This window comes from Actinocorallia sp. API 0066 (genome assembly GCF_020991275.1).
Taxonomy (GTDB): domain Bacteria; phylum Actinomycetota; class Actinomycetes; order Streptosporangiales; family Streptosporangiaceae; genus Actinocorallia.
Genome location: NZ_JAJLQY010000007.1, coordinates 392,925 through 404,895 on the forward strand (window position 1 = coordinate 392,925; position 11,971 = coordinate 404,895).

The window sequence follows — 11,971 nt, forward strand, 5'->3', positions numbered from 1 at the left end:
TTGCGCCGGCCCGGGTTCACGACCCGGACCGCCGCGACGGGCTCCGCGCGGCCCGGAGGATTCCCGGCGGCCCGGCACGGTCGACGGCGTCATGGTGCGCCGCCGTTCAGGCGGGCGGACTCGCGGGTGAGGGCGCGGGCCAGAGCCGCCTCGTCGGCGCCGCAGAGGGCGCCGTCGCGGACCACGGGTGTGCCGCCGACCAGGAGGGCCGCCAGGGGCGGCTCGGCGCCCAGCACGAGGGCGGCGACCGGGTCGGCGATGCCCGCGTGGGCGAGGGTGTCCAGGCGCCAGAGGGCGACGTCGCCGAGCTTGCCGGGCTCCAGGGAGCCGATCTCGGCCTCCCGGCCCAGGCAGCGGGCGCCGCCCATCGTGCCGAGGCGGAGCGCCTCGCGGGCCGTCAGAGCGGCCGGGCCGCCTTCCAGACGCGCGTAGTAGAGCGCCTGACGCAGCTCGGGAGCAAGGCGGCCCGCCTCCTGCGAGGCCGCGCCGTCGACGCCGACGCCGACCGGGGCGCCCGCGTCCAGCAGCGCCCGGACGGGCGCGATGCCCGCGCCGAGCCTCCCGTTGGAGCTCGGGCAGTGCGCGACGCCGGTGCCGGTCTCGCCCAGCGTCGCGACGGACTTGGCGTCCAGGTGGACGGTGTGCGCGAGCCACACGTCGGGCCCGGTCCAGCCGAGCCGCTCGGCGTACTCCACCGGCGTGCAGCCGAACCGCTCCCGGCAGAACGCCTCCTCCTCGACCGTCTCGGCGAGGTGCGTGTGCAGCCGCACCCCCTTGGCGCGGGCGAGGACGGCGGCCTCCCGCATGAGGTCCTCGGTGACGGAGAAGGGCGAACAGGGCGCTACGGCGACCCGGAGCAGGGACGCCGGGGACGGATCGTGGTAGGCGTCGATCGCGTCGGCCGTGGCGGCGAGGGCCGCTTCGGTCGTCTCCACGACGTTGTCAGGCGGAAGCCCGCCCTGGGAGACGCCGAGGTCCATCGAACCGCGACAAGGGTGGAAGCGGAGGCCGATCCGCCGGGCCGCCTCCACCTGCGCGGCGAACACGTCGCCGCCGTCGCGCGGGTAGACGTAGTGGTGGTCGGTGCTCGTGGTGCAGCCGGACAGGGCGAGTGTCGCGAGGCCAGCGGCCGAGGCGGCGTGCACCACCTCCGCGTCCAGCCTTCCCCACGTCGGGTAGAGGGCCTTCAGCCAGTCGAAGAGGATCGCGTCCTGGGCGAGCCCGCGCGTCGCCCACTGGTACAGGTGGTGGTGGGTGTTCACGAGGCCCGGCGTGGCGAGGCAGCCCCGCCCGTCCAGCACAAGGCCGGGCCTCCTGGGCGACGGCCCCGCTCCCACCGACGTGATGACGCCGTCCTCGATGAGGACGTGCCCGTTCGTGTACTCGGTGCCGGAGGGATCGACGGTTGCTATCGCCGCGCCTTCGATGAGGACGTTCACGGCGTCTCCTCCCGCGCCCGCGCGGCGGCGAGCCGTACCGCGTCGAGGATCTTCTCGTAGCCCGTGCAGCGGCACAGGTTGCCCGCCAGGGCCTCGCGGATCTCCGGGTCGCTCGGGGCCGCCTCCCGCTCCAGCAGGTCGTGCACGGCCACCACGAGGCCCGGCGTGCAGAACCCGCACTGCACCGCCCCCGCGTCCAGGAAGGCCCGCTGGACGGGGTGCAGCTCCTCGCCGTCCGCCAGGCCCTCCACGGTGACGACGTCGCGCCCCGCCGCCTGCCCGGCCGCGACGAGGCACGCGCACACCGCGACCCCGTCCAGGTAGACCGTGCAGGAGCCGCACTCGCCCTGCTCGCAGGCGTTCTTGCTGCCGGGCAGCCCCATCCGCTCGCGCAGCACGTACAGGAGGCTCTCGCCCTCCCACACGTCGTCGGCGCTGCGCTCGACTCCGTTGACCGTGCAGATCACGCGCATAGCTCGCTCCAGGCCCAGGTGAGGGTGCGTCGCGCCAGGACGCCCAAGGTACGCCGCCGGTAGGCGGCGGTGCCGCGCACGTCGTCGATAGGGGAGGCGGCCGCCGCGACCAGCTCTCCGAACCGCTCGGCGACGGCCGGATCGAGCCGCCCCCGCGACGCCCAGGGCAGCTCCGCCGCCGCGAACGCCTCCGCCTCCGGGGCGCGCAGCGGGGTGGGCCCGGCAGAGCCGATCCCCGTACCTACGGAGCCCTCCGGCCGCAGTTCGAGCGCGAAGGAGGCCACCGCGATCACCATCGCGTTCCGGGTGCCGATCTTGGCGAACTGCTGCGGGCCCGGCGCGGGCGGCACCAGGACGGCGGCGATGAGTTCGTCGTCGCTCAGGACGCTCTGCTTCGGCCCGGTGAAGAACTCGGCCACAGGGACGCGGCGCACGCCCCGCGTCGAGGCGAGCTCCACCAGGGCGCCCGTGGCGAGGAGCGGAGGGTGGCCGTCGCCTGCGGGGGAGGCCGAGCCGAGGTTGCCGCCCAGCGTGCCCCGGTTGCGGATCTGCGGCGAGCCGACCGTCCGCGCGGCGCGGGCCAGGCCGGGCAGCCGCCCGCCCAGCTCGGCCATGATCCGGGCGTAGCTGACGCCCGCGCCGATCCGCAGGAGCCCGTCCTCCTCGCGCCACGCCCGCAGCTCGGGCACGCGGGTGAGGTCGAGGAGCGCGGCGGGCGCCCGGCGCCGGAAGTTCAGCTCGACCATGACGTCGGTGCCCCCGGCCAGGGGCACCGCGTCCGGCCGGGCGGCCTTGGCGGCGAGGGCGTCCGCCCACGTCGGCGGGCTCAGGAACTCCACGCCCAGCCCTCCGCAGGCGCGTCGTCGCGGAGCACGGTGCCCTCGATCAGCCCGTACGGGCGGTCCGCCGCGAAGTACACCTCGTCGGGGTTGTCCATCCCGAACGGGGTGAGATCAACGAGGAAGTGGTGTTTGTTCGGCAGCGCGAGCCGCACCTCGGCCACCTCGGGCACCTTCTCCAGCACCCGCGCGCCCATCGCGTAGAGCGTCTGCTGGAGGGACAGGCTGTAGGTCTCCACGAACGCCGAGATCAGCGACTCGCGGATGGCCGCGTAGGCGGGGCCCCAGTCCACGTCGAGCGTGCCGAAGCGCCACCGGGCGGCGACGTCGGTGGCGAGGATCCTCTCGGACGTCTCCCGCAGCGTGGTGAAGCGGTCGCGGGGGAAGCCGTGGAACTCCGAGTCCGTGGTGTTCATCAGGGTGAGGCCGCGCAGGCCGCCCGTGATCCACGCCCCGTCCTCCGTGACGGTGGCTACGGCCGTCCGCACCTCGCCGCTGGTCTTGGCGAACGAGTGGTCGCCCACGCGGTCCCAGGAGTAGGCGTCGATCGTCACGCGGGCCCGGTGGATCTGCTCGTTCTCGCCCACGAAGTGGCTGGCGAGCGCGATGCCGAACGTCTCGATCGCGCCGATGCCGAACTCGCGGGCGAACGCGTAGACGGTGTTCTTCTGCGAGTCCGTGGGCAGCACCCCGGAGTTGTCGCCCGTCAGGTGCGTGGCCGCCAGGTCGCCCGAAAGGCGGGTGCTCACGTTGAGGTCGGTGAGCACGTGCCGCGCGGAATCCCGCTCGACCCGCACAAGCCGGCACTCGGCCTTGCCGTAACCGTTGGAACCCAGAGTGAACTTCATTCAGGAACCCCTGTACGTGGTGTAGCCGTAGGTGCTGAGGAGCAGGGGGATGTGCAGGTGGTTCTCGCCGTCGGCGTCGAAGACGACGGTGACCTCGGGGAAGAACGACCGGGGGACCTCGAAGACGAGGCGGTGCCGGCCCTCGTCGGCGTGCCAGCCCTTGATCCGGCCGTCGGCGTCCGTCACCCCCTCGGCGACGCGGGCCCAGCCGTCGGGGCCGAGGCGGTCGAGCGCCACCGGGACGCCCTGCGCGGGACGTCCCAGCGTGGTGTCCAGGACGTGTGTCGAAAGGCTCATGGGGCCACCAGCTTCTCCAGGCGGAGCCGCACGATGGCGGCGAGTTCGCGGCGCACGGCGCGGCGTTCGGCGTCCGGCGGGTTGGCCAGGCGCGCGCGGGCGGCCTTGAGGATCTCCTCGGCCGAGCGGCCCGTCGCGCAGATCAGGAAGACGTGGCCGAACCGCTCCTCGTAAGCGACGTTCGCCGCCACCAGGGCCCGCTTGACGTCCTCCTCCGGGTCGGCCGCGGCGGACTGCTCCTGCCGCGACCATGCGGCCTCCGTGGACGCCCCCGCCGCGCGCTCCCCGATCCGGGGATGGGCATCCAGGGCTTCCAGGACCTCCTCCCAGGACAGGGCGTCGAGGAGGCCGATCGCCCCCTCCTGGAGGGCCGAGACGTCCGGATACGGCCGTCCGGCCGTCACCTCGCGGGCCCAGCGCGGCACGGCGCAGCAGGCCAGAAGCGCCGCTTCGGCCTCGGAGGCCGGCAACCCGTGGAACGCCGCCATCGTCATGACTTGAGTCAATCTCCCCGGGTAGCACCCGCGAAACGTGCGAAGCACCGAAGATGAAACACGGGGCGGCTAGCTTCTTTGGAGACCGCTACAAGGAGGGCCCCGTGCAGCTGAAGGACGTGCTCGACCAGCCGGGACGCCGCCTCCCCGTCCTCATCGGCGAGCGTGAACTCGACAGGCCCCTGCGGTCCAGCTTCACCACCGACCTGCTGGACCCCGGGCGCTACCTCGTCGGCGGCGAGATGGTCCTGACGGGCCTCATGTGGCGCCGTGAGCCCGCCGACTCCGAGGTCTTCGTGGAGAACCTCGCGCGGGCCGGGATCGCCGCCCTGGGGGCCGGTGAGGGCCTGCTGGGCACCATCCCCGACGACCTCGTCGAGGCGTGCCGCAGACACGCGCTGCCGCTGTTCGCGGTGCCCGCCGACGTGTCGTTCCGGGAGATCACCGAGCGGATGGCCACCGTGCTGTGGGCCGAGCGGGAGGCCGCCGCGCTCGCCGCGCGCAGCCGCCACCGCGGCCTCATCGCGGCGCTCACCTCCGGCGCGCGGCTCAGCGAGGTGTGGCCCGCGGTCGGGGGATGGACGATCGGCTCGTCCGGCCGGATCCTGGCGGGCGGACGGCTTCCGGAGGCGCCGCGTCTCGCGTCGGCGTTCCTGACAGCGGAGAGCCTGCCTGCGGCCGCTTCGATCGACGGAAGGCTGTACCGGATCGAGGGCCTCGCCGGAGTGCCGCGAGTAGGGGGCAGGTTCGTCGCCAGCCTTTCGCCCGAGGGCATGGACGAGCTGGTCTCGCTCGCCGCCCTCGACCTCGCCCGGGTGGAGAGCGCCCGGCAGGTCGAACGGCGCCTCGCCGCCCAGCTCGTCGGCTCGCTCGACGCCGAGGAGCCCTGCGCGGCCGCGCTGCGGGCGTGCGGCCTCGACCCGGACGCCCCGCACGTCGTGCTCGTCGCCTCGCTCGCCGCCGGCCCGGCCGGGGCGCTGCTGGAGGAGGTGACGGACGGCGCCGTCGCCGAACTCGAGGACACGGCCGTCGCGGTGGTGCCCGACCGTCCTGGGCTGCTCGCCGCCTTGCGCGAGGACGCCCACCGGATGTCGGCGGCCACCAGGATCACCGTGGGGGTGAGCCGTACCGCGCCGACCCCGCGCGCGCTGGCGGGCGCCCTGACGGAGGCGCGGCACGCGCACGCCTACGCGCTCGACCGTCCGGGGCGCTCCCGGGTGGTGGCCTGCGACGAGCTCGCGTCACACGACCTCCTGCTCGCCGGGGTGCCCGCTGTGACACGTCGTGCTTTCGCCGACCGGCTTCTGGAGCCCCTGGTCGCCTATGACTCGCGCAACGGCTCCGAGCTCGTCCGGACCCTTGAGGCGTTTCTCGCCTGCGACGGCTCCTGGACCCGCTGCGCGAGCGTCATGCACGTCCATGTGAACACGTTGCGGTACCGCATCCGGCGGATCTCCGACCTGACCGGCCGCGACCTCGACCAGTTCGCCGACCGTGTCGACTTCCACCTGGCGCTGCGTCTCCGGCGCTGACCCTGCGCGGGGTGGCCGCCTCCGATCCGGCCGTGGCACCGGTCCGTTCGCCCTTCGGGAGCGACCCCTGGGTGGTCGCTCTTGCTGGAGCTTGGGGCACGGGTCGTCAAAGTCGTTCAGGGTTTGGCGGCGGGTTCGGTCACCGAACCGCTGACCTCGCGCTCGGCCCGCTCGGCGGCGGTGGTGAGGAGACGGATGATGAAGTCGGACTTGGCTTCGGTGTAGCCCGGCCGGTCGTTGCGGTAGCGGACGGCCAGGACGCGCTTCAGGGCGGCGTACTTGTCGCGGGCGGAGGGGTCGGCGCGCAGCAGGTCGCGTAGGGTGAGGTAGCGGTCCCACTGCGGGTCGCCCGCGTTGATGCCGTGCAGGTGGGCGACGGCGTGGTCGGGCAGCGCGGCGTCCTCCAGCACGTACAGGAGGCCGCCCTTGTCGCCCGTGTCGCCCTGGAAGGCGTACCCGAGCGGCCCTACGGCGGCGTGCAGGAGCCGCGCGTCGGCGCCCGGCGCGAGCAGCACCGCGATGTCGATGATCGGCTTGGCGGGCAGCCCCGGCACCGACGTAGAGCCGACGTGCTCGACGGCCGTGGCCAGCCCGCCCAGCGCGGGCGCGAGATCGGCGGCCAGCCGCGCGTAGGCGAGCGGCCAGCGCGGGTCGCTGGGCACGACCTGGACGGTGCCGTGCCGCAGCCCGGTCGGCCCGCCCGCCGCACCGGGCGGGCCGGGCGCGGCGGCCGGGGGCGAGGGGGCGGGGGACGGCTGCGCGGGAGGGGTGCCGGTCATGGCACCAGTGTGACGCGCCGCACCCCGCGGGGTCAGGCGGTCCTGCCGAAACGGGCGAGCACGATGTTCTCGACCACGCTGATCAGCGAGTAGATCACCAGCGACGCGAGCGTGATGACCACGACGCACGTCCACAGGTTGTCGGATTCGAACGTGCTCACGTCCTGCAGCATCCGGTACCCGATGCCCTTGCCGGTGGCGAGCCACTCCGCCAGCATCGCCCCGATGATGGCGCCCGGCGCGGAGATCCTCGCGGACGTGAAGAACGCGGGTAGGGCCGAGGGGATGAGCACCTTGCGCAGGGCGGTCCACGTGGAGCCGCCGTAAGCGGCGACGAGGTCCACGGCCTGCGGCGACGCCGAGCGCAGCCCGAGCACGATGTTCACTAGGGCCGGGAAGAACACGACGATCCCGACGATGATGGTCGTCGCGAGCAGCTCCCTGCCGAAGACGAGGGTGAGCACCGGCGTCATCGCGACGAGCGGCACCGAGCGCATGATCATCGCGACCGGCATAAAAGCCTGCTCGGCCGCGGTCGAGAGCACGAACGCCATGGCGATGACGGCGGCCGCGACGAGCCCCGCCACGAGCCCGAACCCCGCGTCGACGAGGGTGATCGTCAGGTCGCCCCACACGAGCGCCCGGTTGTCAGCGGCGGTCTCCGCTGTGAACAGGTACGCCCACACGTCAGACGGCCCGCGTACCACCATCGGGTTCATGTCGAAGTACTCGATGAACGCCAGCCAGGCGACCACCACGAGCACGAGGGAGACGCCGATGGACAGCAGCGTCCCCGCTGTTCTCTTCACGATCACGACGCACGCTCCCAGGGCATGGCGAACCGGGCGACGAGCGCGACGACCGCGTAACCGAAGCCCGCCAGGGCCCCCGCGACGATCGCGACGCCCCAGGTCCGCTCGGTGGCGAGCTGGGTCTGCGCGACGACCATGGCCAGCCCGAGGCCGGTGTCGACGCGGCCGAGGAACTCGCCGATGATGGCGCCGAGCACCGCGGACGGCGCCGCGATCTTCAGCGCGGCGAAGCTGGAGGGCAGCGCGGCGATGAGCCGTACCTTGACGAGCTGCTTCCACCGGCCGCCGCCGTAGGCGCGCACGAGGTCGAGGCTCGCGGGGTCGGCGGCGCGCAGCCCGGCCAGGACCCCGATGAGCGTGGTGAACAGCACCTGGAGCGCCGCCATCGCGACCATCGGCGAGTCGCCTTCCAGCACGATCGTGAGGATCGGCCCTACGGCGATGATGGGCAGGCAGTAGGAGGCGACGCCGATCTGGGTGATGACGCGCTCGGTCTGAGGCACGAGGATCACCAGCAGCGCCAGGCCGAAGGCGATGAGGTTGCCCCACACGAAGCCGCGCAGGGCCTCCCACCCGGTGCCCTCCAGATGCGGCCAGTAGAAGCCCCATCCGTCCTCGATCAGGGTACGGAACGTCGCCAGCGGCGTGGGGACGGCGTCTCCGGGGACGAGCAGGGAAGCGGCCTGCCACGCCAGCAGGAGGCCCGCGAGGCCGCCCAGGCCCGCCACCCACTTGGGCACGGCGAAGCGCCGCCCGTCGACGGCGCTCACTCCTGCGTCCCGGGGCCGAACAGCAGCTCCGAAAGCTTGTCCTGGTAGGCGTGGAACTCAGGGGTCCGCATCACGTCGGGCGTGCGGGGCCGCGGCAGCTCGATCGGCACCTCCGCGACGACGGTGCCGGGCCGCGGGCTCATCACGGCGACGACGTCGCTGAGGAACACCGCCTCGGAGATGCTGTGCGTGACCAGCAGCGTCGTGACGGCCCGCTCGCTCCAGATCCGCTGGAGCTCCATGTTGAGCCGCTGCCTCGTCATGTCGTCGAGCGCGCCGAAGGGCTCGTCCAGAAGCAGCACCTTCGGCTCGACGACTAGCGCGCGCGCTATGGCGACGCGCTGGCGCATACCGCCCGACAGCTGCGCCGGCCGCGCCTTCTCGAAGCCCTCCAGGCCGACGAGCTTGATGAGGTCGCTCACCTGGTTCTTGCCCGGCCTGATCCCGGCGACCTCCAGGGGCAGTCGGATGTTGGCCGTCACCGAGCGCCACGGCAGCAGCGCCGAGTCCTGGAAGGCGATGCCCAGGTGGTGGCTGCTACGCGCGACCGAAGGGGCCTCGCCGTGGAGGAGGGCCTCCCCGGCCGTCGGCTTCTCCAGCCCCGCGAGGATGCGCAGGACCGTCGACTTGCCGCAGCCGGAGGGGCCGAGGAGAGACAGGAAGGAGCCCTGCGGGGTCCGCAGGTCCACGCCGGTGAGGGCGGTGACGGACCTGCGGCCCAGCTTGAACTCCTTCACGAGGCCGTTGAGGCTGATGCCGTCAGACAAGAGAGGGGTCTTCCTTGTAGACCTCTTCGACGATGGACAGGTCGAAGAGCCGCTCGGCGGTGATCTCCAGCCCGGCGAACTTCAGCGTCTCGATGTTCTGCTGGATCAGCTCCGGCGTGACCGTGAACAGGCCGTTCTTCTCGGTGTCGGGGGTGAGGATCAGCTTGTTCCCGTCCTTGGACTCGAGGATCTGCTCCTCCAGCTCCAGGCCGAGGTCCTTGCCGTACTTCTCGACGGCGAGCTTCGCGCCGATCTCGGGGTTCTTCAGGTTCTCCTTCCACCCCTTGGCCTGCGCGCGGATGAACGCCTTGAGGGTGGCGCGCCGCTTCTCGATCGTCTCGGTCTTGACGACGTAGACCTCGCTGACGAGCGGGTAGTTGTTGTCGGCGAACATCATCGTCTCGACCTCGAAGCCCTTGAGGCGCAGCGCGTTGGGCTCGTTGGTGATGAACGACATCCAGCCGTCGACGGTGCCGGTGGTGAGCGGCATCGGGTCGAACTGGACGGGCACCTTCTCCAGGCTGGCCGGGTCGATGTTGTTGGCCTTGAGGAACGCCGCCCAGATCGCCTCGTTCGTCGCCTGGACGCCGATCTTCTTGCCCTTGAGGTCCGCGACCGTCTTGATCGGGTTGTCGGCCATCGACAGGATGCAGAACGGGTTCTTCTGGAACTCGGCGCCGATCACCTTGATCGGGGCGCCCTTGAGGATCGCCGCGGCTGCGGTGTCGGGGGCGCTGATGCCGATGAGCGCCTTGCCGGTGACGACGTCGGTCTCGGCCGGGGTCGCGGTCGGTCCGCCGCCGATGAGCTCGAAGCTGGTGAAGCCCTCCTCCTTGTAGTAGCCGTTGGTGTCGGCGATGTAGGCGCCGGCGAACTCCACGTTCTTCACCCAGGACAGGCGCAGGCTGCCGGCGCCGATCGCGCCGGCCGCGCCGGTGGCCTCGGTCGACGGCTCGTCGTCGCCGCAGGCGGCGAGCAGCGGCGCGGCAGCGAGGAGGCCGGTGGCGAACAGGCCGCCGCGCAGCAGCGTCCGGCGGTCGAGGTCGTACGTCACAGGAGTGGCTCCGATCAGGGGGTTGGGCTACTTCGAGGCGACGTTAAGGAGGCGCTGTTGCGCCAGAGGTCACACCGTGATTCACGCTTGTTACGCGGACTTCACCGCTTGTCGGGAGATCCAAGGATATGACCCTATATAGGCTCTTGTTCGTGTGATTCGCCGAGAACCCGGGGTTTATCGCCGGTCGAACACGACAAAACGCCCGGCGGCAGTGGTGCCGCCGGGCGTCGTGGAGGGGACGCGCTTTCTAATCGAGCCTGCGGGGGCAGCCCTTCACCGCCAACGCCTGGAAGACCGACCTTTCGGGCGCGTAGAAGTTGTCATCGGAGGCCGCGACAAGGCTGCACTCGCCCGTCGCCAGCTTCGGCCCCCACGCGAGCGCCTCGAAGTTCTCCACGGTGCCCGTGAACTCGTGCACGAGCCGCTTGCGGACCGGACGGTACGGCGCGGTGAGCGTGTCCCGGCTCAGCACGTTCGTCGCGCGGGTGATGTCGAACTCGTAGATCCGCGCCCGGTAGCCGACCCCCTCAAGCCACGTCCGCTCCAGCGCGAGGAACCGGGTCGCCGACACCGCGAGCAGCTCCGAGATCCCCGTGTCGGACAGGCCGTCCGCCGGGTTCGGCGCCTGCGGCAGCCGGTCCAGCGGGTAGACGAACTGGGCGGCCGGACGGCCCGTCCTGCGGCCGAACACGGTGATCCGGACCGGCGCGCCGTGCTCGACGGTCGGCGGCTCGCCGTCCTCGTACCGCGGGCCCTCCAGCGCGGCGACGACGTGCTTCTTCGTCGTCGTCACACCCTCGATGCCGAAGTTGCGGCGCGGGCCCGACTCGGTGTTCGTCATCCTGAGCGTCCTGGGCAGCGGGATCTTCCCGACCTCGGTGCCCTGGGTGTCCGCCCAGCGCAGCGCGACCGGCGAGACCGGAATGCCGGGATTGGCCTTGTCTGGACGGTCGCCCTCGCTCGCCCACAGCAGGCGACGCGACCACGGGTCGAACCGGATCGATTCGGGATCGACCGACCAGGGCCGTCCGTACTCGGGGTACGCCGAGCCGTCCGGCCGGTGGAACGTGCGCGCCGACGTCAGCGTGACGCCCCTGAACGCGCCGCTGCGGGGATCGAACGACAGCCGGGCGGTGTAGAACCGGGCGGAGCCGTAGCGGCCCCTGTCGTCCGAGATGAGGTACCAGCGGCCCGTCACCGGGTCGCGGTCGATCCCCGAGATGCCGCCGACGACGGTGCCGCCGAACTCCAGCCGGTGCGGGATGACGAACTCGCCGAGCTCCCGGACGATCTCCACCCGCTTCGGCGCCGCCGCCAGCCGCGGCTCCGCCGCCACCGCCCCCGCCTGCGGCACGGCGACGCCCCCCAGCGCCGCCGCCACCGCCACAACAGCCCTGACTCCCCGTTTCATACAACCCCCGTGCTCTGGTAACCGACCCCACGCATGATGGCCGCGCCCCACCCACCCGACCCCAAAGACACACCGCCACCCCCCGAACACCCCCCGCGCCCACCCCCACACCACGCCCCAAACCCCCGCACGTCCCCGAACCGCCCTCCCCTCCGGCCCCGCCGCGCCGTTCCCGAGCGCACCCGAGTTCCGTCTCCGCCCTACGGCACCACCACGCGCGGCCGCAAGACGTCCGCACGCCCGCACCGAGCTCATGTGCGCGTCGCGACGTGTTCCGGTCGAGCCATCTTCGCGACGCGTCCGAACTCCAGCTTCTCTCTGCGAATCGCACTGTGCGTTCGCAGGACGTTCTTGCGCTCGCGCCGAGTTCCTGTGTGCGCTCGTTTTGGAATGTGCGTTCTGCCGGGCGATCCCGGCGACGCGTCCAAACCTCGTCTTCGCGCCGCCGACCTC

The 11,971-nt window shown here is 72.3% G+C and carries 13 protein-coding genes; 1 reads left to right on the forward strand and 12 read right to left on the reverse strand.

Going from position 1 to position 11,971, the window contains the following annotated elements:
- Nucleotides 1-89: 89 nt before the first annotated feature.
- From LO762_RS20255 to uraD, 6 genes are read right to left on the reverse strand one after another with little or no spacing between them, the layout of a single operon-like run.
- Nucleotides 90-1,439: an 8-oxoguanine deaminase gene (locus LO762_RS20255; protein WP_230617336.1), complete on the reverse strand. Its 1,350-nt coding sequence runs from the start codon at nt 1,437-1,439 to the stop codon at nt 90-92.
- The gene (locus LO762_RS20260) at nt 1,436-1,912 is read right to left on the reverse strand and encodes a (2Fe-2S)-binding protein (RefSeq protein ID WP_230617338.1); all 477 of its coding nucleotides are present in this window, start codon (nt 1,910-1,912) and stop codon (nt 1,436-1,438) included. Before LO762_RS20260 ends, LO762_RS20255 begins: the two co-directional genes overlap by 4 nt.
- Nucleotides 1,903-2,751 (reverse strand): xanthine dehydrogenase family protein subunit M, encoded by an 849-nt coding sequence (locus LO762_RS20265; protein WP_230617340.1) that lies wholly within the window; start codon nt 2,749-2,751, stop codon nt 1,903-1,905. Before LO762_RS20265 ends, LO762_RS20260 begins: the two co-directional genes overlap by 10 nt.
- Nucleotides 2,739-3,599, reverse strand: coding sequence for a factor-independent urate hydroxylase (gene pucL / locus LO762_RS20270; RefSeq protein ID WP_230617343.1), 861 nt, complete (start codon nt 3,597-3,599; stop codon nt 2,739-2,741). The genes LO762_RS20265 and pucL overlap by 13 nt, the downstream gene beginning before the upstream one ends.
- Nucleotides 3,600-3,896: a hydroxyisourate hydrolase gene (gene uraH / locus LO762_RS20275; RefSeq protein WP_230617344.1), complete on the reverse strand. Its 297-nt coding sequence runs from the start codon at nt 3,894-3,896 to the stop codon at nt 3,600-3,602. It lies immediately after the preceding gene.
- Nucleotides 3,893-4,390 (reverse strand): 2-oxo-4-hydroxy-4-carboxy-5-ureidoimidazoline decarboxylase, encoded by a 498-nt coding sequence (uraD, locus tag LO762_RS20280; protein WP_230617347.1) that lies wholly within the window; start codon nt 4,388-4,390, stop codon nt 3,893-3,895. The genes uraH and uraD overlap by 4 nt, the downstream gene beginning before the upstream one ends.
- Before the next feature lie 104 nt (nt 4,391-4,494).
- On the opposite strand from uraD, the gene LO762_RS20285 reads away from it, so the two are divergent.
- Entirely contained in the window at nt 4,495-5,922 is a 1,428-nt protein-coding gene (locus tag LO762_RS20285; RefSeq protein ID WP_230617349.1) for a PucR family transcriptional regulator, read from the forward strand.
- 116 nt (nt 5,923-6,038) lie between these two features.
- Here the strand turns inward: LO762_RS20285 and LO762_RS20290 are convergent, their stop codons facing one another.
- The 6 genes from LO762_RS20290 to LO762_RS20315 form a co-directional block, all read right to left on the reverse strand.
- Nucleotides 6,039-6,701: a GrpB family protein gene (locus tag LO762_RS20290; RefSeq protein ID WP_230617351.1), complete on the reverse strand. Its 663-nt coding sequence runs from the start codon at nt 6,699-6,701 to the stop codon at nt 6,039-6,041.
- Nucleotides 6,702-6,733: 32 nt separating this feature from the next.
- On the reverse strand, nt 6,734-7,516 hold the full coding sequence (locus LO762_RS20295) for an ABC transporter permease (RefSeq protein WP_230617353.1): 783 nt from the start codon (nt 7,514-7,516) through the stop codon (nt 6,734-6,736).
- Nucleotides 7,513-8,283 carry an ABC transporter permease gene (locus LO762_RS20300; RefSeq protein ID WP_230617355.1) on the reverse strand — a complete coding sequence of 257 codons (771 nt, stop codon included), beginning with the start codon at nt 8,281-8,283 and terminating at the stop codon, nt 7,513-7,515. Before LO762_RS20300 ends, LO762_RS20295 begins: the two co-directional genes overlap by 4 nt.
- Nucleotides 8,280-9,050, reverse strand: coding sequence for an ABC transporter ATP-binding protein (locus tag LO762_RS20305; protein ID WP_230617357.1), 771 nt, complete (start codon nt 9,048-9,050; stop codon nt 8,280-8,282). The genes LO762_RS20300 and LO762_RS20305 overlap by 4 nt, the downstream gene beginning before the upstream one ends.
- Nucleotides 9,043-10,104: an ABC transporter substrate-binding protein gene (locus LO762_RS20310; RefSeq protein ID WP_230617359.1), complete on the reverse strand. Its 1,062-nt coding sequence runs from the start codon at nt 10,102-10,104 to the stop codon at nt 9,043-9,045. The genes LO762_RS20305 and LO762_RS20310 overlap by 8 nt, the downstream gene beginning before the upstream one ends.
- Before the next feature lie 250 nt (nt 10,105-10,354).
- Nucleotides 10,355-11,518, reverse strand: coding sequence for an esterase-like activity of phytase family protein (locus LO762_RS20315; RefSeq protein ID WP_230617361.1), 1,164 nt, complete (start codon nt 11,516-11,518; stop codon nt 10,355-10,357).
- Between the last annotated feature and the right edge of the window lie 453 nt (nt 11,519-11,971).